This window comes from Glutamicibacter sp. GQ173, assembly GCF_059759215.1.
In genome coordinates, this window is sequence record NZ_JCAXDT010000007.1 from 23,991 (window position 1) to 48,042 (window position 24,052).

The 24,052-nt window shown below is 60.4% G+C and carries 20 protein-coding genes; 11 read left to right on the forward strand and 9 right to left on the reverse strand.

Annotated features, from left to right (window positions below; genetic code table 11):
- Positions 1–23 precede the first annotated feature (23 nt).
- Positions 24–1,484 (reverse strand): TIGR01906 family membrane protein, encoded by a 1,461-nt coding sequence (locus AC6CHO_RS11985; protein ID WP_498215188.1) that lies wholly within the window; start codon positions 1,482–1,484, stop codon positions 24–26.
- A gap of 181 nt (positions 1,485–1,665) precedes the next feature.
- Entirely contained in the window at positions 1,666–2,061 is a 396-nt protein-coding gene (locus AC6CHO_RS11990; protein WP_498215189.1) for a DUF3499 domain-containing protein, read from the reverse strand.
- A gap of 91 nt (positions 2,062–2,152) precedes the next feature.
- Between AC6CHO_RS11990 and AC6CHO_RS11995 the strand changes: the two genes are divergently transcribed.
- A complete protein-coding gene (locus AC6CHO_RS11995) occupies positions 2,153–2,614 on the forward strand; it encodes a metallopeptidase family protein (RefSeq protein ID WP_444660650.1) in 462 nt (153 codons plus the stop codon).
- Here AC6CHO_RS11995 and AC6CHO_RS12000 read toward each other — a convergent pair.
- The 4 genes from AC6CHO_RS12000 to AC6CHO_RS12015 are packed head-to-tail and all read right to left on the reverse strand — an operon-like array spanning position 2,605 to position 10,130.
- The gene (locus AC6CHO_RS12000) at positions 2,605–3,537 is read right to left on the reverse strand and encodes a COX15/CtaA family protein (RefSeq protein WP_498215190.1); all 933 of its coding nucleotides are present in this window, start codon (positions 3,535–3,537) and stop codon (positions 2,605–2,607) included. The genes AC6CHO_RS11995 and AC6CHO_RS12000 overlap by 10 nt on opposite strands.
- A 25-nt stretch (positions 3,538–3,562) precedes the next feature.
- Positions 3,563–6,130: a DUF5719 family protein gene (locus tag AC6CHO_RS12005; protein ID WP_498215192.1), complete on the reverse strand. Its 2,568-nt coding sequence runs from the start codon at positions 6,128–6,130 to the stop codon at positions 3,563–3,565.
- Complete coding sequence (locus AC6CHO_RS12010) at positions 6,130–9,660, reverse strand: glycosyltransferase family 2 protein (protein ID WP_498215193.1); 3,531 nt, start codon at positions 9,658–9,660, stop codon at positions 6,130–6,132. The genes AC6CHO_RS12005 and AC6CHO_RS12010 overlap by 1 nt, the downstream gene beginning before the upstream one ends.
- On the reverse strand, positions 9,606–10,130 hold the full coding sequence (locus tag AC6CHO_RS12015) for a WhiB family transcriptional regulator (RefSeq protein WP_075972560.1): 525 nt from the start codon (positions 10,128–10,130) through the stop codon (positions 9,606–9,608). The genes AC6CHO_RS12010 and AC6CHO_RS12015 overlap by 55 nt, the downstream gene beginning before the upstream one ends.
- A gap of 288 nt (positions 10,131–10,418) precedes the next feature.
- Here AC6CHO_RS12015 and AC6CHO_RS12020 point away from each other — a divergent pair, with 288 nt between their 5' ends.
- Entirely contained in the window at positions 10,419–11,147 is a 729-nt protein-coding gene (locus tag AC6CHO_RS12020) for a TIGR03089 family protein (RefSeq protein ID WP_498215194.1), read from the forward strand.
- Here AC6CHO_RS12020 and AC6CHO_RS12025 read toward each other — a convergent pair.
- Positions 11,144–11,713: a GtrA family protein gene (locus AC6CHO_RS12025; protein ID WP_444660655.1), complete on the reverse strand. Its 570-nt coding sequence runs from the start codon at positions 11,711–11,713 to the stop codon at positions 11,144–11,146. The two genes, AC6CHO_RS12020 and AC6CHO_RS12025, sit on opposite strands and share 4 nt — an antisense overlap.
- 224 nt (positions 11,714–11,937) lie before the next feature.
- On the opposite strand from AC6CHO_RS12025, the gene AC6CHO_RS12030 reads away from it, so the two are divergent.
- The 4 genes from AC6CHO_RS12030 to manA all read left to right on the forward strand — a co-directional run bounded on the left by AC6CHO_RS12030 (position 11,938) and on the right by manA (position 16,584).
- Complete coding sequence (locus tag AC6CHO_RS12030) at positions 11,938–13,050, forward strand: 5-(carboxyamino)imidazole ribonucleotide synthase (protein WP_498215485.1); 1,113 nt, start codon at positions 11,938–11,940, stop codon at positions 13,048–13,050.
- A gap of 76 nt (positions 13,051–13,126) precedes the next feature.
- Positions 13,127–13,657 carry a 5-(carboxyamino)imidazole ribonucleotide mutase gene (purE, locus tag AC6CHO_RS12035; protein WP_498215196.1) on the forward strand — a complete coding sequence of 177 codons (531 nt, stop codon included), beginning with the start codon at positions 13,127–13,129 and terminating at the stop codon, positions 13,655–13,657.
- Positions 13,658–13,675: 18 nt separating this feature from the next.
- Positions 13,676–15,310: an LCP family glycopolymer transferase gene (locus AC6CHO_RS12040; RefSeq protein ID WP_498215197.1), complete on the forward strand. Its 1,635-nt coding sequence runs from the start codon at positions 13,676–13,678 to the stop codon at positions 15,308–15,310.
- 65 nt (positions 15,311–15,375) lie between these two features.
- A complete protein-coding gene (manA, locus tag AC6CHO_RS12045; protein WP_498215198.1) occupies positions 15,376–16,584 on the forward strand; it encodes a mannose-6-phosphate isomerase, class I in 1,209 nt (402 codons plus the stop codon).
- A gap of 93 nt (positions 16,585–16,677) precedes the next feature.
- Here the strand turns inward: manA and glpX are convergent, their stop codons facing one another.
- Positions 16,678–17,712 carry a class II fructose-bisphosphatase gene (gene glpX, locus AC6CHO_RS12050; RefSeq protein ID WP_060703296.1) on the reverse strand — a complete coding sequence of 345 codons (1,035 nt, stop codon included), beginning with the start codon at positions 17,710–17,712 and terminating at the stop codon, positions 16,678–16,680.
- A 154-nt stretch (positions 17,713–17,866) separates the two neighbouring features.
- Between glpX and AC6CHO_RS12055 the strand changes: the two genes are divergently transcribed.
- The 3 genes from AC6CHO_RS12055 (at position 17,867) to AC6CHO_RS12065 (ending at position 20,783) form a co-directional block, all read left to right on the forward strand.
- Positions 17,867–18,541, forward strand: coding sequence for a DUF4245 domain-containing protein (locus AC6CHO_RS12055; RefSeq protein ID WP_498215199.1), 675 nt, complete (start codon positions 17,867–17,869; stop codon positions 18,539–18,541).
- Positions 18,542–18,609: 68 nt separating this feature from the next.
- Positions 18,610–19,239, forward strand: a complete 630-nt coding sequence (locus tag AC6CHO_RS12060; protein WP_146277825.1) for a carbonic anhydrase — start codon at positions 18,610–18,612, stop codon at positions 19,237–19,239.
- A 131-nt stretch (positions 19,240–19,370) separates the two neighbouring features.
- Positions 19,371–20,783, forward strand: coding sequence for a class II fumarate hydratase (locus AC6CHO_RS12065; protein WP_498215201.1), 1,413 nt, complete (start codon positions 19,371–19,373; stop codon positions 20,781–20,783).
- A gap of 149 nt (positions 20,784–20,932) precedes the next feature.
- Here the strand turns inward: AC6CHO_RS12065 and AC6CHO_RS12070 are convergent, their stop codons facing one another.
- Positions 20,933–21,502: a GNAT family N-acetyltransferase gene (locus tag AC6CHO_RS12070; RefSeq protein ID WP_498215203.1), complete on the reverse strand. Its 570-nt coding sequence runs from the start codon at positions 21,500–21,502 to the stop codon at positions 20,933–20,935.
- A gap of 113 nt (positions 21,503–21,615) precedes the next feature.
- Between AC6CHO_RS12070 and AC6CHO_RS12075 the strand changes: the two genes are divergently transcribed.
- Complete coding sequence (locus AC6CHO_RS12075; protein ID WP_498215205.1) at positions 21,616–22,281, forward strand: TetR/AcrR family transcriptional regulator; 666 nt, start codon at positions 21,616–21,618, stop codon at positions 22,279–22,281.
- 33 nt (positions 22,282–22,314) lie between these two features.
- Positions 22,315–24,024, forward strand: a complete 1,710-nt coding sequence (locus AC6CHO_RS12080) for an MDR family MFS transporter (protein WP_498215206.1) — start codon at positions 22,315–22,317, stop codon at positions 24,022–24,024.
- Positions 24,025–24,052 lie beyond the last annotated feature (28 nt).

Below are 24,052 nucleotides of genomic sequence, written 5' to 3' on the forward strand. Positions count from 1 at the left end.
GAATCAGTTTGCTGCGCTTATGCCTAGTTGCCGATGCCGAAGGCGCGGGCTTCCTGGCGCAGCCGGGAGGACTCGCGGCGGCGTCCGGTCGGCCAGCAGCTGACCAGAACCGCGAGAACAGTTGCCAGCACCAGGGCGGCAATGCCAATGGCGCTATCAACCCAGAATTGCTCGGGGTACAGGCGGATGAGGGTGTCCCTGACGCTGAAGGTCCAAGTTCCTTCGGAGAAGAACAGCGCGTGGAACTGGGTGAAGAAGGTTTCCCACCCCATCAGCGCTGCCACAGCGAGCACCGCAATCATTGCCAGGGTCACGATGGCGCCGGAGAACAGGGCTCTGCGCACACCGCCGGCATAGCGCTTGGCGAGGTACCAGACGCCGATGACCAGGATGATTGCCAAGACCACGCCAAGCACGTAGGCGAAGCCAATCAGGTGCTTCACATCGACCATATGCTGCACCTCGCCTTCGGTGAACATGCTCGAACCCGTGGAGAGCTTGAGCCCGGCCAGATACTCTCGTCCGGCAAAGTTGTTCAGGTAGTCCACGCCGTAGCTGCCGTAGGTCAGGCGTTCGGCCTCGGTGAATCCGAAGCTGTCGCTTGGGAATCCGGGGCGTGCGTAGGACAGCGCCAAGAAGGCCGGGGTGGCGATCAGGCGGATGGCAGCGATCAGGGTCAGCAGCGGGAAGACCAGGGCTACTATCACCTGCGCGGTGCGGCCCAGGGGCGGTTTGGAGTTCAAGGCGCGTTCGCGGGCGACACGGCGCTTGACGGCCGCCTCCGAAGGTTCTGGCTCCGGCTCGTAGCTGCCGAAGACGCGATTGCGGGCCTGTGCCACAGCGGCTTTCGTGGTGGGCAGCGATCCAGTTTTCGGAGCGACCGAAACCGGCGGTACCTGCTGTGCGGTGCTCGTGGCTGGCTCCTCTGCCTGCGGCTGCACGCTCGTTGCCGGTGCTTCGGGCTGGCTTGCGGTCTTCTTTTCGGCCGCAAGTTCATGGGGAAGCTTGATTGCGCGAATCACGTCTTCAACTGGCTCGTTGGCCTGCGGTTTGGCCGCTGGCTTCGCCGCTGCAGGCTTGGCGGGAGCGGTTTTGTCAGCCACGGTTTTCCCCTCCGCCGGCTTTTTCGCGGCGGCAGGAGCTGCTGGCTTGGCTGCGGCTGGCTTCTGCGCCGGCGGGGCCTCGGCTGGCTTGGCAGGCGCTGCTTTCTGGGCTGCAGGCTTGATGGCTTCGGGCTGCGCAGGAGTCTCGGATTTTCCGGACATGGCCAAGCGCACTGCTTCCTTGCGGGCGGCTTCCCGGGCAACGGTTTCCTTGGCCGCCTCAGCCTGCGCCTGGTTCTTGTGGGCTTCCAAACGCGCTGCCAGCTCCTCGGCCTTTTGGCTCAGGGATGCCTTTGGACTTGGCGCGCCTTCCGGGCCAGCCGATGCGGGCTGGCCCGCATTTCCTTGCCCTCCGGAAGGGTTTTTCGCCGCCTCAGCCATGAGCAGACCTCCTGCAATTCGCGCGATGGTGTGATGTTTTGGGGTAATTGGCAAGCCGCGAAGGGCTCACGCGCCTTCAGCATATCCACCCGAAAGGCTCTTGCGACGGATTACCACACCTAAAACATGTTTCGGCTAAGACACAAGCGCGAAGTGCTGGGAAAAGTTCTTGGAACGGTACTTACTGTTCCTTATCCGGCAAAACGGCCAGGCGCACACGAGAGTCAAAGCGCTGGCCGCGGTTTTCGCGAGCGCGCACCGAATCCACCGGGGAAGTTGAGGCGTGCCGCGGCTCGCGGGCCGCCGGCTGCGTGTCGCGCACCGCATTCACCAGCGCATTCAGTTCGTCTTCGGGCTCCAGCACATCCGGCATGGCTCCGCGAATCAGGTTCCAGCCGCTGGGGACGGTCAGGCGATTGGCGTGCCGCGCGCACAGGTCGTAGCAGTGCGGCTCCGGATAGGTCGCTAGCGGACCCAGTACAGCAGTTGAATCCGCGTATACGTAGGTGAGGGTTGCACGAGCTGCTTCACGGCAAGCTGGGCGAGAACAAAGACGAAGACCTTCCACGGTTCCCATTCTACTCGTGCCATTGGCGCTAACCGGGGATCTAGCGGTGTTTACGGGCCGATGCGCGGCCAGAGGCCATCCGGGGCGATAGGCTGGGGTGATGAACTCCAAGGTGCCGAATCAGCCCAGCGGGCCGCGGCGCAATCGCCACGGCCGGGGGCGCCGCGGGCCGTTGCTGCCAATGCATCTTCCTGCCTACCGAGGCAGGCAAGAGCGGTTCGATGACGCAGTGATGGCCAGTGCCCAGCGGCTTTCCGAGCGCTGGCCGCAGAAGATTGAGCTTATCGACTTCTTGATCGAGCCGGTTCCCAGCGACAATCTCATCAACCAGGCCCAGGCCGTTGGCGACCGGATCCCGCTGGCGTCCTCCGTGGCGGCCACCGCCAGCGAGCGGGCAAAAATCATCATTTTCCGCCTGCCCATCGAGCAGATTGCCGACAGTCCTGGCGAGTTGCTGGACCTGGTCCATCAATGCGTGGTCCACGAGGTGTCCCAGCTGTGGGTCAAGCCAATCAGCGAGATTGACCCGTCGTATTTCCCCGACGACCCTGATTACGAGTGAGCCGCCGCGGCGGCGCTGCGCTGCGGTGCATGGCTGGCCAGCAGCAGGCGTATCGCGCCAATCCAGACCAGCGCAGAACCGACCAGGTGGCAGACCACCAGCAGCTCGGGAAGGTGCGTGAGCGCCTGGACGATGCCGATCAGGCCCTGCCCGGCGAAGACCAGCACATACATTTTCGCCTTGCGGGACACGCTGGCTATTTGTTGCTGATTCGCCGTGCGCCACATGACCACCACCGTTGCCAGGGCCAGCACCGCCACCAAGGCGTGGAAAACAGTGATGCCCAGCCAGTCAAAGCCCATGCGCGGCACGTCGGCCGAGTCCCCGGCGTGCGGTCCGGAGCCGGTTACGGCGGTGCCTGCGATGACCAATACGGCGTTGGCTGCAAGCATGATGGTGCCAAGGGCCTTGAGCTTGCCGGTGCTGGCCGGATGTTCCCCGGCTATCAGGTTCTGCGTCTTGTCCCAGGTGATGGCCGCGGCCGTGAGCAGCAATGTAGCAGCCAGGAAATGCCCTGCCACCATGAAGGGATTGAGCTTCACCCACACCGTGACCCCGCCGATCACGGCGTTGAGCACCACGAGCCAAAACTGCACCCAGGCCCAGCGGGTAATGGCTGGCACCGGTTCGCGCTGCAGACGAGCGGCAATGATCACCCATCCCACCGCAGCGCAGAGCACCGTGGTGAGCAACCGGTTGGCGAATTCGATGGTCGCATGAATGCCCATCTGCGCCGTGGGTGCCAATGACCCGTCGGTGCAGGCCGGCCAGTCGGGACAGCCCAAGCCCGAACCGGTCACGCGCACGACACCGCCGCCAACGATGATCAGGATGGCGGCGATCATTGCGGTCAGGCTGGCCGCGCGCAAGCTGCGGCGCTCCAGTGAGATTCGGCTGGCGAGCCAGCCGAAGGGGGTAACCATAAAACTATTCCTTGGTGGCGGGAGGCTACCCGCCGATATTCACCACGATGCCGTCGCGACCGGCATTGGCCTGGGGCATGGCAGCCCAGGCAATAGAACGTTCAGAACTCAGGGTCAGCTGTCCAATATACGTGTTCGCGTCGGTAGAGAAAATCACTGCCTGGGCGTCATCCGCAACGGTTCTCGGGTCGAAGACGATGCTGGAGCCGGCGTTGATCGCCAGCTTCTTGCCCTTGTTCAGCTTGCCATTTTTGCTCACCACGGTGGCTTCCACGGTGGAGTCGGAATCAACAGCGGCCAGGGCAAATGTTCCTGCTCCATTGGCCGAGAGCGGCATGGCCTGGGTTCCGGCCAGCACGTTGGAACTGGCGGCCCATGCGGTATCCGAGGAATCCTTCGGATCGCTGCCGCGGACCATGCGCACCGCTGCGGTCACCGGAGCATCCGATTCAACCACGATGGTGTAATAGCCGCCCGCCAGCTGCTTCAAGCTCTGCACATCGGTGGCATTGGAGGATACAGCAAGGTTGTCATCGAAGCTGGCAGCTACTTCGCCGTCCTTGCCGAGCACCTTGACCTTGTATCCGGCTCCGGAAGAACCCGTGGCCGAGACGTGCAGCTGCGGAACCAAAGTGCCATCGTCCTTGCTCAGCGCATCGGAATTCGATTTCTCGTCAATCCAAACACCCGGAATCACCTGGGTGTTCGAGGCCGAGGCGTTGGCTGCCACGAGATCGACACCCGATGGGGTCAACCCGCGCAGGGCAGCCTGTTGCACCGAAGCGGTGATCTTGCCGCCAAGGCTGGTGACCTCGGCAGAGACCGAGTCCATATCCTGGGCGTAGCCGCCAAGAACAAGAGCGCGGCTCTCCCCTGGCGCCAAGACGATGCTCTGCAGGGTCGGGGTGTCGATCAGGCCTTCGGGCCCGCGCAGCCGCAAGGAAACCTGGGCCGTGGTATGCGTTGGATTGGCCAGGTTCATCACGCTGGTGGACCCGGTGCTGGTTTGCAGGCCGGTGAACCTCCAGGTTGATGCCGGCGCCTGGCAGGTGCCCGTCGCCAAGCCCGCCAGGTCGCCGTCCTTGGCCTGGTAGCTGCGCAGGGCGCTGCCTTCAGAGGCCAGGCCGCCCAACGGCTGCAGCGAGTACATCTGGGCGTCGTCGACGCCATTGACGGTCGAGACCTTGCTGGTGCGCCCGGTCTGGCCATCATCATCCGATCCGCGGGCTTCAAGCGCCTGGGCTTCTGCGATGCGCTCGGTCAGTGGCCGTTCCGAGGTTCCGTCAAGTTTGGCGAAGGATGATCCCGGGATGCGCTTTGCCAAGTCGGAGACGGCAATGCTGCGCAGGTTGCTGGAGATTTCCTTTCCTCCCGCGGCAAATTGCGGATCTGTACCGTCAACGCCCTTCAGTAATTTCGGGGTGGGCGCGCAGACGCTGCTGGCATCGCCGGCTGGCAGGTTGGTCACCGCGGCCGACAGGGTCTTTTCGGCAGCCTTCGGGGCAACCAGGGATCCTGCGCCCACTGCAGCGCTGGCGGCAAGCACAGCGGCCAGGCTCAACAGCACTGCACCAGTTTTCTTGCGGGTGGATGCGGTGGCAGCATCCTTGCTGGCAGCAGCTCGCGCCTTGTCCAGCTTTTTGCGGCGTGCATTCACGCTGCCGGCTGCGGATTCGCTGGCAATGCCAGCTTCGGTGGCCTGGGCTTGTTGAGCCTGCTCTTCCTTAGCCGCCTCTGCGGCGCGAATCTTTTCCAGCTTGCGGCGGCGCTTGGCCGCCTTGGCGTTTTCTGGTTCCTGGGCTACTGGCGCAGGTTTCTTCGAAGCAGCCTCCGTCGATGGCGAAGCCGAAGCCGTTCCAGTGTCTGCGACAGCTTTTGCAGACGGGCTGTCTCCCGCCGCGTCCTTGCTGTTTTCCGCCGGCTTTTGCTTCTCCGGCGCCGCAGCCTGTTCGGGCTCGGCCTTGTGGGCGGCCTTGGGCTCGTGAGCTGCCGCGGGCGCAGCTGGTGCTGCTGGGTCGGTGCTCTTATGAGCCGGATGCGCGCCAGCAGAATCTTGCTGGGCGGCCTGGGCCGGCTGGTCTTTTGCTTCAGGCTTGGCCTCGGGTGCACCGGCCGCAGCCGTGGTGGCGTTTGGCTGGCTGTTGCCCGATGGCTCGGATTTTTCTTCGGCTTCGGCCTTGCTGCCCTGATCGGCCTGGCCGGTTTTTGCCGAGTCAGCAGCGGCTGGCTCAACTGCCGGGGCCGGCGCGGTCTCAGGCTTGGCAGGTGCTGGGGATGCGTTCTTCTTCTGGGCCTTTGCCTCGGCCTTGGCCGCCGATTCCTGCTCAGCTTCCAGGGACTTCTGTTCCCTGGCCGCATTCTTGGCGTCGGCCTTGGCACGCAGCTGCGCTTCCTTGGCCCGTGCTTTCTCGAGCTTGGCATCAACCTTGGCTTTGGCCTTGGCAGCTTTTTGCTCTGCACGCGAGAGCGCCGCGGATACCGGTTCCTGGGATCCTGCAGCGCCCTGGAAGCTGGCCGCTGGCTTTGGCGCGGGTACCTGTTCGGCAGGCTTGTCAGCAGAATCCGCTGAGTTCACGTTCTTCTCGTCGCTCACTACTTCTTCTCCTGCTCGGCGTCATCGCCCGATATCCGGTCGTTGAGCTTCGGGGTCAAGTTGTCTCGGATCTCGCTGGCCCGTTCACGGGCTTCGCGTCGGCTCTGTGGAAGCATGCCAGTTGCCGCAGGGGGGCTGTGCACTTCGGCCGCGGCGAGAACCTCAGAGGCGTCAGCCAGTGCTTCGTCCTCTGCACGGGGTTCGCGGAACCGGTAATCGCTATTGCGGTAGTTCGCGAAACGCCGCGAGCTTGGCACCGGAATGGCCAGCAACACGGTAATCAGCAGGACGGCGCAAGCCAGAATCAAGAAAGGCATTGCCATGGCTTCCTTGTGCGACAGCGACAGTTCGCCACCGCCTGCTGGAATCTCGAAGGCCTGTGCCCAGCGGGTCTCCGAATCCTCCGGGTAAGCCACGGAGCGCAATTGCTCGCCGTTGAAGCTTGCCCGCAGTTTCGGATCGGCTGCCGTGGCCAGAACCAGGGTGCGTTCCGAATCAGAAGCCGGGATCTGCACCTTGCTGATCTTGCCGCGGTTGGCAGGCAGCACGGTGACCGCGCCGTCCTTGCCGACGATGCGGGCAAAGCCGGTGCCTTCGGCACCAGACGAGGTTCCATAGTCCACACGCCAGAGCCATCCGCTGTCGGTTTGTCCCACGGAGGCCAATCCGGTAGCTGAGTCAAGGGCGCGTACGGTTGCTGGAACCGATTCGCCGGTTTCGTTCAACACGATGTAGCCGATGCCCAATTCACGCAGGGACTTGCGGGAATCCAGTGCCGATTCGGAGAGCAGCATGGCTACTGCCTTGCTCTGCACCGATGCGGTAATTGAGCTTTCGTTGCGTTCTGGATCCAGCATGCCTCCCTGAAGCTGCTTGACCTGCGAATAGCGGCTGATGCTATCGAGGGTTTCTCCGGAGCCGGAGACCAGCTGGCTATCGATTTCGCCGGAAGACCGCGGACTGAGCACCAGGGTGCGCTCCTGGAATTCCGAACGACCCGCATCCGCTGCTGTAGCCGGCAAGGTGCGCGGCTGCGAGGAGCCAACCTGCTGGGTGTTCACCAGCTTGGCCATGGATTCCGATGCGGCTGCTGGATTCAGCTGAGTCGCCAGGAGCACCGAGCCGGAGGCCAGTACGGCCACCACGCTGAGCGCAGCTGTCAAGGCCAAGGCCAAGCGGGGTGCGCCTGCGCGGACAGCGCGCGGCTTGTCCTCGTGCCGCAATGCGGCCAAAGCGTTCGCCGCAGCTGCGATCAGCGCGAAAACCGCAAAGGAAACAAACGGACCGGTATAGGCGGTAACCGCAGTGTGCGAATCCATGGTGACCGGGACGAAGCCAACAGCCCATCCAGCGGCCACAGCGATCACGGCGCCCCACAGCAGTCGCCGCGAGTTCCGGCGCATGACAGCATTGACGCTGAATGCGGAGCTCAGCGTGCCAAAAACGGCCATGAAAATGACCGGGGCGCCGACCAGCAGGGCTGCCACGAGCGCCCATGGACCGGCTGGCAGGATGTCCCAGCCCACCAGGCCGACCGCCGGGTTAAATGCTTCCGGGAAGCCCAGCAGCATCTGCCACGGCGACGCAGGCGAAAACGCTGTCGCAGCACCGGGCTCGGTGAACAACAGGCGCGGGTCGCCCAGTGCGGCAACCAGCAGCGGAAGGTTCCATACCACAGCTGGCAACGGGATCCACCACAGGCTGCGAGCTCGGCGCAGCGAGGAGAGAGCCAGCGCGTAGACCAGCACGGTTGCGGTCAGGAAGAATGCCATTGAGCCGGCGGAAATGGCCCAGAGCAGCAAGGCAGCCGACGCTGATGCGGTCCATGCGGATACGGATTGCTGCTTGGGAGTTTTGGGCTTGGCGCCTTCAACGGCTACCTGTGCGTTCACAGAACGCATGACAGCGAGCACAAAGACAGGAAGGAGGATGTGCACCATGGCTGAGCCAATTCGGCCCGAGGCCAAGGAAGAAGCCAGCGATGGAAGGAACGCCCAAATAAGTGCTGCGAAGAATCGCACGGCACGCGAGCGGCTCACCGCGCCGATACCCCACCAGGCGGCCAGTGCGGCAAGCGGCATGGCGGCGAGGAACAGGTAGGGCGATGCCTGATTCGCGTGGCCAAAAGTGACCAGCGAGAAGAGCCAGAACAGCACGTCCGAATTATCTGGCGGCGCGCCCGCGCCGGTGGAGATGCTCTGCCACCACGACAGCGCATTGGCACCGATTTCCTCGGTGCTCTGCGAGAACGGGCGCAAGGCGCCGCCGGAGAGGGCCGAAGCGCCGATCACATTGCGCCAGGCAATCAGCGAGGCAGCTGCCGAAAGCAACAGGGCAAGGATCAAGGAGAGCACCGCGGTGGTGCGCGGCGGACGGGCGATGCGGACGAAGTCCGAGAAGTTGTCGCCGCTTGGCTCAACCATGGCGTCGGCGCCGCTGCCGTCGCCATAAACTTCAGTGTCGTCGCGACCGGTAGCCAGGTTGCGGCGGTATTCGCGAACCTGGGCCGCCGAGGTCATCAGCTTGCGTACCTGCCGGCGCGGAATCCGGCGAATCTGTGCGACATTGCGGCGCGAGGCCGCCAGCTTGCCTGGAGTAAACAGGCCACGCAGGACTGCACCGAGGTGGCTGAATCCATGGCCAGGATCCTTGGCGAGCAGGGCCAGCAAGAAGTGGCCAATGCCACCAAGGAGCAGGCCGACCCACAAGAACGGCAATGCCAGCGGCGAGGCGAACTTCAAGCGCTGGAAAACTTCTGAACGCTTCGCCTCGCGCGGTCCAGCCAGGGAGTCGACAACCTCGACCTGGTGGTACATCTTTGCTGTCGGAACCACCACTACGCGGTGCCCGGCCAGGCGGTTTCGCCAGCACAAATCCACGTCGTCGCCACGGCCCGGAATGGCAGGATCAAATCCGCCGAGGTCCTCGAATACTTCTCGCCGGATGAACATGCCTGCCGAGGAAACGGCAAAGTAATCGCTGCGGCCGTCGTACTGCCCTTGATCGACTTCGTCGGTATCGATCATGGTCAGCCGCTGGGCCTTGCGGTCTACACTCAGGCCAACTTCGGCCAGGTGCCTAGGGTTGTCGATATCCAACAACTTGCATCCGGCGATGGACACGGACTCGGATGCTTCAACGGCACGAGTCAGGTGTTCAAGTGCATCGGGCGCCGGCATGGAGTCATCGTGGATGATCCAAAGCCATTCGTCACGGTCTTGCCGAGCTTCTGGCAGTTGTGAAACGGCCAATTCCAGAGACAGGCCCAAGGACCCTTCCTCGGCTACCAGCAGGGCTGCGTTGGAAGGGAGATTGGCTTGGAGCACCTCCAGGGAAGCATCGGAGGAAGAAGCATCGACTCCGACAAATCGTTCAATAGGCCGGGACTGGTTGCGCAGCGCGGCTAAAGTGCGTGGTAAAAAGTCAGCGCCATCGTGCGAAGCAACGATGGCGGTGACGTGAATTGGCGGACGAATTAGATTGCTCGTTTCCGTAGACGGCGACGTTCGCGCTCTGAGAGCCCTCCCCATATGCCGAAGCGCTCATCATTGCTCAAGGCATATTCTAGACATTCAGAACGGACAACACATGCGCCGCAGACACGTTTCGCGTCGCGAGTCGAGCCGCCCTTTTCAGGGAAAAACGCTTCAGGGTCAGTTTGCGCACATAGCGCGCGGGCCTGCCAGCCCAGTTCGCCTTCATCAACTTCGCCGCCAACACCGAGCCATACTGCCTTGATGGTGTCGCGTACTTCATCGTCCTCATCGAGCTCCGGCGCCCAGGAACCAACTGAAGGAATTTCTTCAGCGTCCAGTTCCGCGTCGTGCTCTTTAAGATAGTTGTCGGCCGCGGTCTCCAGATCGGCTGCTACTGCAACACGTGCGGACTCACCGGCTTGAGGGTCGACAAACCAGTCAGACGGTGCGTCTTCGAGCCCGTACTGAGCGGACGCAACAGCCGAGGTCGAAAATTCGGAGTACCCCTGCTCCAGATTCGCCATGGTGATGTTGACCTTTCGATTGGTTTGAGTGGATTGGGCCATCTATGGTCCCTACCCATCCGGCAGCATTTATTCCATCAATCTAGAGAATGTGATGGATCCTGCCGGACTCACACTCTAATTACATCCGTGTAACTCCGCTAGAGTCAAGTGGGGAGGTCATTCTAAGAAGACTTCTCAGGAAACTCTCGGCACAACACGCCGTCAAAACAGGCAGATGAGACGGGCGAGTCTTCACTTGCTTGAATTCTCGGTGAATTCTCAGCATCTAATTTCAAAGGACGTTCAATGAGCAGCATTCAACCACAAGGAACTTTCGTGGAGGAACTACTTGCACCGCGACGGGCCTCGGCCTCGCCGTGGCTGACGTGGCATTCACTGGGCGGTGAGCGCATCGAGCTCTCCGGCCGGGTGTTTGACAATTGGGTAGCTAAAAGCGCCAATTTGCTCAGTGATCTTTTTGACCTTGACGAAGGGTCCACCGTCGTCATCGATCTCGCCCCGCACTGGAAATCCCTGGTGCTCGCTCTGGCTGCTATGCACCATGGCGCTACCCTCGTTGACGCCGAACACAGCGACGCAGCTCATGCCACGCTGTGGATCAGCTCCGAACCCAATGATGAACGCATTCCCGCAAGCAGTGAAATCCTCGCCGTGAACCCGGCAGCTCTCGCGCTGTCCTTCGGCTCGGATCTCGGCCCCGTCGCAGAAGACTTTAATGCTTCGGTGCGTTCCTATGGCGACCAGTTCTACCCCTCAGCTGTTGCTTCTTCCGCAACGGCACTGGCCGCCACTGGCGGTTCTGCTATGACGCTCAATGAGCTTTTTGGGAGTTCCGTTCCAGCACGGGGCACCATTCTGGTGCGCGCACAGCAACCGCTGCTGACCCTCCTCCCCTATCTGGTGAGCCAGTGGGCGGCCGGTGATGCAGTGGTTCTTGTGGAAGACGGCGTGGAAGTCACTGAGCGCCTGCGTGAAGGCGAACGCATCAGCTTCGACTATGAGCCTGCCAGCTAGCGCAAGACCTTTGGCGTAGAACCGGTATCGGTTGGACCAGTGGATCCATTCGCAGCCGCACCGATATCGGTTCTAGGCCGTCCGAGAAGTTCGTGATCGTGAGCGAACTCTTCCTCCTGGTCCATTTCCTTGCCAAAGACCCAGAACCGGTAGGCGAAGAAGCGGAATATGGTGCCCAGGATCAAACCGACCACCGAACCGGCGATGAACACCGAGGTCGGGTCGGTCAGGCCCATCCAGTATTTGGTGACCCACACACAGGCTGCGGCAATGCCCAGGCCGATGGCATTCATGATGATGAACATCACCAGCTCGCGCACCACGTTGGCCTGGCGGCGATGGCGGAAGGTCCAATAGCGATTGGCCACCCACGAGAAAATGGTTGCCACGACACCGGCAATAATTTTTGCCTTGACCTGCGAGTCGCTCATTGAGCCATGCAGCAGCCAGACATAGATGCCCGAGTCAATGATGAACGCGACTCCACCAACGACGCCGAACTTCGCAACTTCACGCCAGAACAGCGAGATGAGTCCGGCAATTTTTGATTTGATGCGTTCGAGCAAGGGTCCTCCAGGGAATGAGATTCCCGTCTGGCTAGCAGTAACAGGGCGCACAAAGTACAACTTGAAGCACGCGATCTAGCTATTTTATCGCCAATTTCTGAGGATTGTCCGAATTGTGAGAGTAATCAGACATCTCGCATGCGAATCTGATCCGCGCTTTCGATACCCTAGATAACGTGAGCTTTCCAAAAATTGGCGTGATTGGTGGCGGGCAGCTAGCCCGAATGATGGCCCCTGAGGCCCTGAACCTAGGATTCGAACTTCATATTCTGGCCGAAGGGCCTGAAGTCTCGGCTGCCCGAAGTGTTCCAGACGCACCGGTAGGTGACTACAAGGACCTCGATACCCTGCGCGCTTTTGCCAAGGGCAAGGACGTAGTCACCTTTGACCACGAGCATGTCCCCAACGAATTCTTGACCACGCTGATCAACGAGGGTGTCAATATCCAGCCTCGTCCCGCGGCACTGATCCATGCCCAGGACAAGCTGGTGATGCGCGAGGCCATTGAACGCTTGGGCCTTCCCAACCCGGCCTGGGCCAAGGTGGAGAACGTCGAGGAGCTGATCAGCTTCGGCGAACAGACCGGCTGGCCCATTGTGCTCAAGACCCCGAGGGGCGGCTACGACGGCAAGGGCGTGCGCATGCTCGATAGCATCCAAGATGCCAAAGACGCCGTCGACTGGTTTGCCAACGGCCCATTGCTGGCCGAGGACAAGGTCGATTTTTCCCGTGAGCTCTCCGCCCTGGTGGCGCGCACCCCTTCCGGCGAAGCCAAAGCCTGGCCAGTAGTCCACACCATTCAAGTTGACGGGGTCTGCGACGAAGTGATCGCCCCGGCCCAGGACCTTGACGAGACCACCGCACGCAGCGCCGCCGAGGCGGCCCTGCGGATCGCCAACGAATTCGGCGTGACCGGCGTCATGGCCGCGGAGCTGTTCGAGACTCCCGGCCAGGGAGCCGGATATGTCATTAATGAATTGGCGATGCGCCCGCACAATACCGGGCACTGGACCATGAATGGTTCGGTCACCAGCCAGTTCGAGCAGCACCTGCGTGCCGTCCTTGATCTTCCGCTGGGCGACACCCGCGAGCTGGGTGTCACCGTCATGAAGAACTACCTCGGCGGCGCCAACCAGAACCTCTACTCGGCATTCAGTGCTGCACTGGCCGCGGCCCCCGAGGTCAAGGTGCACGCCTACGGCAAGTCCGTTCGCCCGGGCCGAAAGATCGGGCATGTGAACGTGGTGGCAAATGCCAGGCAAACCGTAGATGAACTTCGCGTGCAGGCAAACAAAGTTGCCGCGCTGATCCGCGACGGCGTCGACGCCAAGAACTAACCTGATATTCCGGCAAGAGCCACTGCGCGCAACTGCGCAGTGGCTCTTGCCAATGACACAACCAAGGAAAAATCTGATGTCTGAAGCACCTCTTGTCGGCCTGGTCATGGGTTCGGATTCCGATTGGCCAGTAATGCGCCTGGCTGCGCAGGCCCTGGCCGAGTTCGGAATTCCATTTGAAGCCGACGTGGTCTCCGCCCACCGGATGCCAACCGAGATGATCGAGTACGGCAAAAAGGCACATGAGCGTGGGCTGCGCGTGATCATTGCTGGAGCAGGCGGCGCGGCCCACCTTCCCGGCATGCTCGCAGCTGTTACTCCGCTGCCTGTCATCGGAGTTCCAGTTCCACTGGCTAAACTTGATGGAATGGATTCCCTGTTGTCTATCGTCCAGATGCCAGCAGGAGTCCCCGTCGCAACTGTTTCCATTGGCGGTGCACGCAACGCAGGCTTGCTCGCGGTGCGCACCCTTGCCTCGGGAACGGATGAGCTTGCACAGTCGTTGCAGGTAAAGTTGCTTCAGTTCGCAGATTCACTGCGCGAGTCAGCCCACGCTAAGGGCGCTGCTCTGCGCGATGAAGTAGCCAACGAGAATTTCGCTTCCTAGGGAAAGTCAAACAAGTACATGGGTTCTGCCAGTCACCGCGCACCAAGTCCGTTGCGCCAGCCGGAGACAATTAGCGCTCCGCAACGCAGCAAACGTGCGCTGATCTTGGTTCTTCTGACCATCTTCTTCCCGGGCAGCGCTCAGCTGGTTGCCGGAAATCGAAAGCTCGGAAGGCTTGCGGTCTCCATTACGATGCTGTGCTGGGTCGCCATTCTTGGCATCCTGGCAATCTACTTCATCAACCGGTCGGTCATCCTCGGCTGGGTAGCGCACCCGAACTTCCAGCTGTTCCTGATCATCGTGCTCGGCAGCTTGGCTGTCGGCTGGTTCATCATGTTCATCAATACCCTGGTGATCATTCGGCCCGGAATGCTGGCTCCCGGCATGCGCGCCATCGTTACCGTTTTCACCCTGGCCGCGGTGGTCGCCACCAGTGGCGTGTTCATCTACGGTGCGTCCTTGTTGAACACCGGACGCGAGACCATTGTCTCGGTCTTCGATGAAGGGCCGGCTTTTGACCCGATCGATGGCCGTTACAACATCGCGGTGTTCGGAGCCGACTCAGGATCCAACCGAGAGGGTGTGCGCACCGACTCGGTGGCGCTGCTTTCGGTCGATGCCAAGACCGGCAAGACCCTGCTGATCTCGGTGCCGCGTAACTTCCAAGGCGCGCGCTTTGCCGATGACTCGCCGATGAAGAAGATCTGGCCCGACGGCTACAACTGCGGTGACGACTGCATCTTCAATGCCATTTACCGCAATGCGGCCGACGAGCATGCTGATGCTTTCCCGGCCTCCGTGAAGAATGTTGGCGCGCAGGCCGCCATGGATGCCCTGGAAGGAACTACTGGACTGCCCGTGCAGGGCTACGTCATGGTGGACATGGCAGGATTTGAGCAGTTTGTCGACGCCTTGGGCGGAGTCACCATCAATTCCGGCGGCTGGGTTCCATACAACGGCAAGCGCTACCCCAACAGCACCGTGCGCACCCACTGGTTCGCTCCTGGCACTCAAACCTTCAATGGCAAGCATGCGCTGTGGTTTGCCCGCTCCCGCGACTTCACCGACGACTACCACCGCATCAAGCGCCAGCAGTGCTTGCAGCAGGCCATCATCAAGCAGTTCACTCCGCAGACCATTCTGACGAACTTCACCAGCATCATGTCCGCTGGCGAGCAGCTGGTGGAGACAAACATTCCAGCTGGCCAGCTCGGTTCCTTCGTCTCCTTGGCCGAGAAGGTCTCTTCACAGCCAATGGCACGCCTGACCTTGGGCGCACCTGACTTTGAGCGAACCTTCTCCACGTACCCGGACTTTGACGAGCTCCAGGAGCGAATCCGGACCCTGATTGCCAAGCAGTCGGAGAGTGAAAAGAAGAAGACCGAGAAGTCCGATTCTCCTAAGAAGAGCGAAGATTCTTCCAAGGCTTCCGAGTCCTCCAAGAGCTCGGAAAGTGAAGAAAGCACTGAAGAGAGCAAAGATACCACGGATATAAATAACGCTCCCAAGCTTTCCAACGGCGGAGATCAGGAATTCACCCAGCCTGATGGAAGTCCAATCACCGAAGAGTACTTGGTGCAGTTGGAAATGGCTGGATACAACACCCGCATTTCACAGATCGCCGCTAACAACGACGAATGCTCTGTTCCGTAAACGGTTAGACCCCCCGACCGCGATGCAACCCAATCACCGTTCTTGAAAGGCTATGGTCAAACAACGTGTTCGAGTTGAAAAACGCGATAAGGGATTACCACTGGGGTTCTGATTCCCAGATCTCTGATTTGCTGGATCTGCCTGCGGACATTTCCCCGCAGGCAGAGATGTGGTTCGGCGCCCACCCGGGCTGCCCAAGCCGGCTGGTTGATGAAGACATTGCGCTGAACGACTTCATTGCCCAAGACCCGCAGCAAGTACTGGGGGCAACTGTTGCGCAGCGATTTGGCCGCCTGCCGTACCTGTTCAAGGTACTCTCGGCGACCCAACCCCTGTCGATTCAGACGCACCCAACGCTCAAGCAGGCCAAGGAGCGTTTTGCCCTGGAAAACTCCAGTGGCAAGCCCCTTGATGCGGCCGACCGCAACTATCGGGATGACAACCACAAGCCAGAGATGCTTTATGCGCTGACTGATTTTGTGGCGTTATCCGGATTCCGCCAGCCTGCCCAAATCATCAAGGATCTGCGGTTGTTGTCCGCCGGGCTGCCGGAAGACAAGCTGGGAGAGCTTGAGACGATCATCCGTTCATTGCAGGGGCAGGATCCGCTGGCTGCCGCTTTCAGCCGTGTGCTGACCGCCGGGGAACCTGTTGCCCAAACCGTGGAGCTGATCTGCTCAGCCATTGAGTCCTCGGATCAGTTGAAGGCCAACGTCCACTTTGCCGAGATGGTGTCGATCAACAAGATCTACCCCTCGGATCCTGGCGTGCTCGTCGCACTGCTGCTGAATCTGGTGTTCTTGGAGCCGGGCCAGGCCATCAGCCTGGGCGCTGGAAATGTTCATGCTTATTTGCGCGGCCTCGGCATCGAAGTCATGGCCAACTCGGATAACGTTCTGCGAGGCGGGTTGACCAGCAAGCATATCGATGTTCCCGAACTTCTGGATGTCACCATCAGCCAGCCCTCCCCTGCGCCGATCCTTGCACCGGTCGCGCTGGGCTCGCACGACCGCCTGTACAAGCCGGACTTCGAAGAGTTCCAGCTGCAGGTGCTGGATCCGCAGGCTGCAGGCCTGGCTTCCGAACTTCAGCTGCATGGTGCTGGAGTGGTCTTGTGCACCGCGGGCGAGTTCTTGGTCAAAACCCAGGAAGGCCAGCGAAGCATCACGCGCGGACAGTCCCTCTTCATTACCGCCGCTGAGCTACCCGCGACGGCGACACTGCAGGGAAATACAGCTGGCCAGCTCTTTGCCGCCAGCGCACAGCTCGATTAAAGAAGTCTCCTTGTTGGACCGAATCTAGCTCTAATACGCCGATGGCCATGAACCTTGAATAGGTTCATGGCCATCGGCGTATTCCAGAAAGATTTAGCGGGTGTAGGCTTCCCACTTATCCTGGTGGTGCTCACCTTCAACGAAGCGGATGGTTCCGGACTTCGCGCGCATCACGATCGACTGCGTGCTGATGCGGTTGCCCTTGTAACGTACGCCGCGCAGCAGGTCGCCATCGGTGATGCCGGTCGCTGCGAAGTAGCAGTTATCGGAGGTCACCAGATCGTTGGTGGTCAATACGCGGTCCAGCTGGTGGCCAGCGTCCAGCGCCTTCTGCTTTTCGTCGTCATCAGTTGGCCACAAGCGCCCCTGGATGACGCCGCCCAGCGCCTTGATAGCGCAGGCGGTCACGATGCCCTCCGGCGTGCCACCGATACCCATCAGCGCGTCAACGCCAGTACCTTCACGAGTTGCGGCGATGGCGCCGGCGACGTCGCCGTCCATGATCAGCTTGGTGCGAGCACCAGCAGCTCGGATCTCCTCGATCAGTCCGGCATGGCGCGGACGGTCCAAGATGGTCACGGTGATCTGGCTGAGCTTCTTGCCCTTGGCCTTGGCGATCAAGTGCAGGTTCTGCTTCACCGGCAAACGCAGGTCAACAAGGTCGGCGGCTTCTGGGCCGGTGACCAGCTTTTCCATGTAGAAAACAGCTGAGGGATCAAACATGGATCCGCGGTCAGCCACTGCCAATACCGACAGCGCATTGTTCAAGCCGAGGGCTGTCAAGCGGGTTCCGTCGATCGGGTCAACAGCTACGTCGCATTCGGCACCGGTGCCGTTGCCGACTTGCTCGCCGTTGAAGAGCATTGGGGCTTCATCTTTTTCACCCTCACCGATGACAACAACGCCATTGAAGTTCACGGTGGAGAGCAGACCTCGCATAGCGTCTACTGCAGCGCCGTCGGCCGCGTTCTTGTCACCGAATCCAACCCAGGGCGTGGACGCGATGGCGGCAGCTTCAGTAGCGCGCACCAGTTCCAGTGCTAGGTTGCGGTCCGGCTCCGAGTCGGTTACCGACAGTCGCGAGGAAAGGTGGGCATAATTGTTCTTTTCGGTCACGAAAGATCCCATCACTGAGTCGTAGTCATTGCGCCTATGCAAACATATTCATTCTATCTCTTTAGAATTTGCAGTGACAGTTCGTGTCGCCAGGGCTTTTGAAGCCCAACGTGGGGTTGGGCACGCTAGTTCCAATTACACAGAATCTTAGGGGAGAATAGAAGACGTGCAACTTGAGAACAACAATGGGAACACCATGCCTGTGAACGAGCCGTCGGATCAGTCCGCAAAGTCGGCACCGGAGCCTCGTCGCGATTTGAATGATCCCGAGGCGACCTTTGAGGACTTGCCGTTCAAGCCGCAGCTCACCGAGAAGCAGGCCAAGCGTGCCAACCAGACCTTTAAAGGCATGGTCCTTTCGGTTGGCTTCACCCTCGCTGTTGTTATTCCGCTGGTTTTGCTCAACCCAGCTCCCAAAGATGAAGCATTCGAGAGCAAGGTGAACTTGCAGCAGACCGCGGAGCAAACCGAACAAATTGCAGGTTTCGAGGTCTTCGCGCCAAGCCTGGGCGATGGACAGTATGCCAACTTTGCCCGTTGGCAGGCCAATACCGCTCAGGGTGTCCCCTACTGGGAATTTGGCATCGTGACCAAGAACAAGGATTTCGTCTGGGTACGCCAGGCCGCTGAAGCAAACGCCACGTGGATCGCGTTGACCACCGACACCGCCGTCCCGACCGGCACCAGGACCATCGGTGGCTGGGAATGGGAAGTCCGGGTCAAGGACGAAACCACGTATCTGATTTCGGAGCGAAAAGACTCAACGCTGATCCTGTCCACGGACACTTCCGAGCAGCAGCTTGAGGATGTGGCCGAGCTGGCAGAATCCACGCTTAGCTAGTCAGTTTTGTGACTTCACCCTGACCGCAAATATTCGATATTCGAACATCATCCCGTAGACTTTGGCTTATGCGATCTGAATCAACCACTCAATCCTTGTCCCCCAAAGAGGCTTGGGAGAAGCTTAGCGCCGGCAACCTGCGTTTCGTCAATGAAGAAACCGAACACCCTAATCAGGACAGTGCCCGGCGCCAGTCGCTGATTTCAGGACAAGAGCCGTTTGCGGTGATCTTCGGTTGCTCAGATTCCCGGCTCGCAGCAGAAATCATCTTCGACGTCGGCCTGGGCGACATGTTCGTGGTGCGCACCGCCGGCCACGTGATCGACCCGGCCAGCCTCGGTTCGCTGGAGTTCGCGGTCGACGAGCTCAACGTGCCTTTGATTGTCATTCTGGGCCACAATTCTTGCGGCGCAGTCACGAGCGCCATCAAGGTCAAGGAGTCCGGGGACATGCCCAAGGGCTTCGTGCGGGATCTGGTCGAGCACATCACTCCGTCGGTGCTGGCCGCCGAGCGCAAGGGCATCACCGATGTCAACGGCACGGTCGTTGAGCACGTAAAGCAGACCACGGACCGCCTTGTGGATCTGTCCACCATCATCGCGCACGCTATCGAAGAGGGCCGCACAGCCGTAGCTGGCGTGGCCTACCACCTCGACGATGGCCGGGCGCAGCTCGTCTCAAGCTTGGGCCTGGACTAGGCAGCATCCGCACTGCGGTAACCGCCTTGCAGCGCGGGTTTTATTCCCGTATCGGCGCAGCGTCACCAGCGGTTGTGATGTTTGCTTCAGAGTCCTGTCCTTCCATTGCATTCGAGGCGTAATCTGGGCGCATGACTAACAGTGACGATTTCCGCATTGAACATGACACCATGGGTGAAGTCCGAGTTCCAGCCCAGGCTTTGTATCGCGCACAAACTCAGCGTGCGGTCGAGAACTTTCCAATCTCAGGCAAAACGCTGGAGTCATCGCATATCAAGGCCCTCGCCCAGGTGAAAAAGGCCGCGGCCCAGGCAAACCTCGCATTGGGTGTGCTGGATGCCGAGCGCGCCGGAGCTATCACCGATGCTGCCGAAGAGGTGGCCAGCGGAAAGTACGACGAGCACTTCCCCATCGACGTCTTCCAGACCGGTTCGGGAACCAGCTCGAATATGAACACCAATGAGGTCCTTGCCGAATTGGCTACCCGCGCATTGAAGGCAAAACAGAGCGCCACCGAAGTTCACCCCAATGACCACGTGAACGCTTCGCAGTCCTCCAATGACGTATTCCCGACTTCGGTCCACGTAGCTGCCACCGGTGCCCTGATCAATGATCTGGTCCCTGCCTTGGGCCAGCTGGCCACCGCACTGGAAGCAAAATCGACCGAATTCAAGGATGTCGTCAAGTCCGGCCGCACCCACCTGATGGATGCCACCCCGGTCACCTTGGGACAGGAGTTCGGCGGTTATGCTGCACAGGTGCGCTACGGCATCGAACGAGTCGAGGCAGCCTTGCCACGAGTTGCCGAAGTCCCGCTGGGCGGCACCGCAGTCGGCACCGGCATCAACACTCCTGAAGGCTTCCCGCAGAAGGTGATCGAGCTCCTTCGCGAGGATACCGGCCTGCCTATTACCGAGGCACGCAATCATTTTGAAGCCCAGGCCAATCGCGATGGTCTTATCGAAGCATCGGCTGCCCTGCGGACCATCGCCATATCGCTCATTAAAATCGCCAACGACTTGCGTTGGATGGGCTCTGGACCGAACACCGGCCTGGGCGAAATCTCCATTCCTGATCTGCAGCCAGGCTCCTCGATCATGCCTGGCAAGGTCAACCCGGTGATCTCCGAAGCGACCATCCAGGTTGCCGCCCAGGTCATCGGCAACGACACCGCGATTGCGTGGGCAGGTACCAATGGAGCCTTTGAATTGAACGTGGGCATCCCGGTCATGGCCTCGAATTTGCTTGAATCAATTCGATTGCTGTCCAATACCGCCACCGTGATGGCTGAAAAGATGATCGATGGAATCAAGGCCAACGTTGAACGAGCCCGCTTCCTCGCCGAGGCGTCTCCATCCATCGTCACCCCGTTGAACAAGTTGATCGGCTACGAGAGCGCGGCCAAGATTGCCAAGAAAGCCGTTGCCGAAGGACTGACCGTCCGCGAGGCCACCATTGCGCTGGGCTTCGTCGAGCGCGGCGAAGTCACCGAAGCCCAGCTTGATGAACTGCTCGACGTCTCCACCATGGTGGGCAAGCACTAGAGCCCTCATAAACCAAGCGGCGCCCCCTTGCTATCCGGATTCATGATCGCGAAAGGCAAGGGGCCGCCGCTATTTCGGGGCTGGCGAGCAAACCAGCCACCGGAACACCCGAACAGCTCGCATCGTATAGCAGCTGCATGAAGCGCCCGTTAAACCAGCGTGATCCAGTAGCGGCGCACATCGTCCGGTGAACCGAATATCGGACCAACTTCGCTTTGCGGCTTAATGCTTTCAAGCACGCCGCCACATGATTCGATTGTGCGAGCGGATCCGAAGTTGGAGTCATTGCACGTAATCAGGACTTTTGGCAGCCCCAGGCTCCGCGCTTGCTCCAGCGATCCGGCGAGCGCCAGCTTGGCCAGGCCTCGCCGCCGCGCGCTGGGTCGGATGCCGTAGCCTATATGGCCGCCGACCTCCGCCAGATAGCCGGTGCCAAGATCATGCCTCAGGCTCACGGCGCCTAAGTACTTGCCGTTTTCCACTACCCAGAGCGTGCTTTGCGAAACGAATCCTGGTGCTGGCGTGAATTCTGGCTTTGCCAGATCGTTGAGAAGTTTCACCCAGCGCTCAAAATCCTTGGGGTCAGCCAAGTCCCAGCCATACTTATCGGCAAAGAACATCGAAGCGCCGTCTTGTTCCTCGCCGTTCCATTCTGCGGTGCTTTGCATGAATGAATGGTGCAGGTCAGTGGTTGGTTCACAGAGATCTATCTGGCTCATGGGGCCAGCCTAGTACAGATCGCCATCCAGCTTTCCGCTCAGGCTCGGCAGGGGTGGAATGCCGCAGATCACTTAAGTTGCACCCTTGAAACCATAGTGCAATACTGCACTGTATGAAAGATAGTGCAAAAGATGCAACGGGGGTGCCCACCGAGGCACCGACGTTGAGCGGACGCATGCAAAAAACCCGGACGTCCATCACTCGCCATTGCCGCGAGCTAACGGCCGAGTTGGGCTTCAACGGTTTCACCATTGAACAGGCGTGCGAACGGGTAGGCATCTCCCGGAGAACCTTCTTCAACTACTTCCCCAGCAAAGTCGACGCAGTCTTCGGTCACGACGCCGACGCCATGCCAGAAGGCATCATCGAGCGTTTCATGGCGGCTCGGCCTGAAGGCATCACCGGGATTTCCCCCACGCTTCTGGCGGACTTGGTGGACATGGTCATTGAACGGCTGAGTTTTGATGAAACCGAAATCGTGAGCACCCATGGGTTCTTCTCCGTGGCACACCGCGAACCGGAACTCCTTCAGCACATGGTCCAGGCCGGACCCAGGAAAGACGCGGAGTTCCGTGAACTCATTGCATCGCGCGAAGGAGTCGATCCGCAGGATCCACTGCTCTCAAGCCTTTTGCACATTCTCAGGCACACCACTCTCCAAGCCATCGAGGCTTATGTCGAAGGTTCTGGGAAACGCTCGCTCACCGAGGAATTCCTGGAACTGATGGGCCGGATCCAAAACATCATGGGCCAGCCCCTGAGACGCAGCAACGACTAAATAATTCCTTCAACACCTCTCGCAAGGATTGCAATGACCGCAACTACCGGTTCCCGGAAAACCCCGGGCGATGCACCCCTGGTACTGACCCAGCGGCGCATCTGGATCATCTTCTCCGCCTTGATCGCAGGAATGCTCCTGTCATCACTGGACCAAACCATCGTCTCCACTGCCATGCCAACCATTGTCGGCAAGCTCGGCGGCGTTGAGCACCAGGCCTGGATCACCACGGCCTACCTTTTGGCCACCACCATCGTGATGCCCATCTATGGCAAGTTTGGCGATGTTCTCGGACGCCGCAACCTGTTCATGATTGCCATCGCGTTGTTCACCTTGGCATCTGTCGGCGCCGCCTTCTCCACCACCTTCTGGATGTTCGTGGTCTTCCGCGCCATCCAGGGCCTGGGTGGCGGTGGCTTGATGATCCTCTCGCAGGCCATCATCGCTGACATCGTCCCGGCTTCCGAGCGCGGCAAGTACATGGGGCCTCTGGGCGGCATCTTCGGTTTGTCGGCCGTCGCCGGCCCGCTGCTCGGTGGATTCTTCGTTGACCACATGACTTGGGAATGGGCGTTCTACATCAACATCCCTGTTGGTATTGCCGCATTTGCCATTGCATGGTTCGCATTGACCCTGCCAAACAAGAAGGCAGAAAAGAAGATCGACATCCTGGGTGTGCTCTTGCTGTCGATTGCCACGACCTGCCTGATCTTCTTCACCGACTTCGGCGGCTCCGCCGCTCATGGCTGGGGAGCTCTGGAAACTTGGGGCTGGGGTGTCGGTCTGGTGATCGCCGCTTCGCTGTTCATCCTGGCCGAGGCCAAGGCCGAAGACCCGATCATCCCGCTGAGCCTGTTCAAGAACAAGGTCTTCATCAACGCCACCGCCATCGGTTTCACCCTGGGCATCGGAATGTTCTCCGCGATCGCTTTCGTGCCAACCTTCCTGCAGATGTCCTCGGGCACCTCAGCCGCCGTTTCCGGCCTGCTGATGGTTCCAATGATGGTCGGCATGATGGGTACTTCCATTTACTCGGGCATGGCGATCTCCAAGTCCGGACGCTACAAGGGCTACCCGATCGCCGGAACCATCGTCACCGTTGCCGCCATGCTGGCATTCACCACCCTGACCGCGCAGACCCCGCTGTGGCTGATCTGCGCCTACCTGTTTGTCCTCGGCGCCGGCATGGGCTTGATCATGCAGGTTGTTGTCCTTGTAGTACAGAACGCGGTTGGACCAGAAATGGTCGGCACCGCCACCTCCACCAACAACTACTTCCGTGAAGTCGGCGCATCGCTGGGTGTGGCCATCTTCGGTGCCTTGTTCACCAACCGCCTCTCCGATAAGCTCCTGGATGTCTTCTCCGGCGCTGGAGCCAGCGCTGCCGAAGCCGGCCAGGCGGCATCCACCTTGGATCCGCAGACGCTGTCATCACTGCCAGATGCTTTGCGTGATGGCATCGTGGATGCCTACGCCAGCTCCTTGGCTCCGGTGTTCTGGTACCTGATTCCGTTCCTGGTTGTAGCTTTCGCTCTGGCTTTGTTCCTAAAGCAGGTTCCGCTATCCGACACCGCCGGCATGGTTGCCCGTGGCGAGGCCATTGGCGGAGAGGAAGCAATCGCTTTCGAAGAAGCCCAGCGCGCCCAGCAGGCTGCGCCTGCGGAGAACGCAATGGAGTCCGAGGGCAATGTCTTGGTCGCTGAGCGCCCAAGCGAAAAGAACTCCTCGCCAGAAGCTAAATAGGGATTCAGCAGCCACTAGTTCTATCGGT

Bases quoted from the DNA above. Each gene is read 5' to 3' on its own strand.
- AC6CHO_RS11985 (WP_498215188.1), bottom strand. From the start codon at position 1,484: ATGGCTGAGGCGGCGAAAAACCCTTCCGGAGGGCAAGGAAATGCGGGC.
- AC6CHO_RS11990 (WP_498215189.1), bottom strand. From the start codon at position 2,061: ATGGGAACCGTGGAAGGTCTTCGTCTTTGTTCTCGCCCAGCTTGCCGT.
- AC6CHO_RS11995 (WP_444660650.1), top strand. From the start codon at position 2,153: ATGAACTCCAAGGTGCCGAATCAGCCCAGCGGGCCGCGGCGCAATCGC.
- AC6CHO_RS12000 (WP_498215190.1), bottom strand. From the start codon at position 3,537: ATGGTTACCCCCTTCGGCTGGCTCGCCAGCCGAATCTCACTGGAGCGC.
- AC6CHO_RS12010 (WP_498215193.1), bottom strand. From the start codon at position 9,660: ATGGGGAGGGCTCTCAGAGCGCGAACGTCGCCGTCTACGGAAACGAGC.
- AC6CHO_RS12015 (WP_075972560.1), bottom strand. From the start codon at position 10,130: ATGGCGAATCTGGAGCAGGGGTACTCCGAATTTTCGACCTCGGCTGTT.
- AC6CHO_RS12020 (WP_498215194.1), top strand. From the start codon at position 10,419: ATGAGCAGCATTCAACCACAAGGAACTTTCGTGGAGGAACTACTTGCA.
- AC6CHO_RS12030 (WP_498215485.1), top strand. From the start codon at position 11,938: ATGATGGCCCCTGAGGCCCTGAACCTAGGATTCGAACTTCATATTCTG.
- purE (WP_498215196.1), top strand. From the start codon at position 13,127: ATGTCTGAAGCACCTCTTGTCGGCCTGGTCATGGGTTCGGATTCCGAT.
- AC6CHO_RS12040 (WP_498215197.1), top strand. From the start codon at position 13,676: ATGGGTTCTGCCAGTCACCGCGCACCAAGTCCGTTGCGCCAGCCGGAG.
- glpX (WP_060703296.1), bottom strand. From the start codon at position 17,712: ATGGGATCTTTCGTGACCGAAAAGAACAATTATGCCCACCTTTCCTCG.
- AC6CHO_RS12060 (WP_146277825.1), top strand. From the start codon at position 18,610: ATGCGATCTGAATCAACCACTCAATCCTTGTCCCCCAAAGAGGCTTGG.
- AC6CHO_RS12065 (WP_498215201.1), top strand. From the start codon at position 19,371: ATGACTAACAGTGACGATTTCCGCATTGAACATGACACCATGGGTGAA.
- AC6CHO_RS12070 (WP_498215203.1), bottom strand. From the start codon at position 21,502: ATGAGCCAGATAGATCTCTGTGAACCAACCACTGACCTGCACCATTCA.
- AC6CHO_RS12075 (WP_498215205.1), top strand. From the start codon at position 21,616: ATGAAAGATAGTGCAAAAGATGCAACGGGGGTGCCCACCGAGGCACCG.
- AC6CHO_RS12080 (WP_498215206.1), top strand. From the start codon at position 22,315: ATGACCGCAACTACCGGTTCCCGGAAAACCCCGGGCGATGCACCCCTG.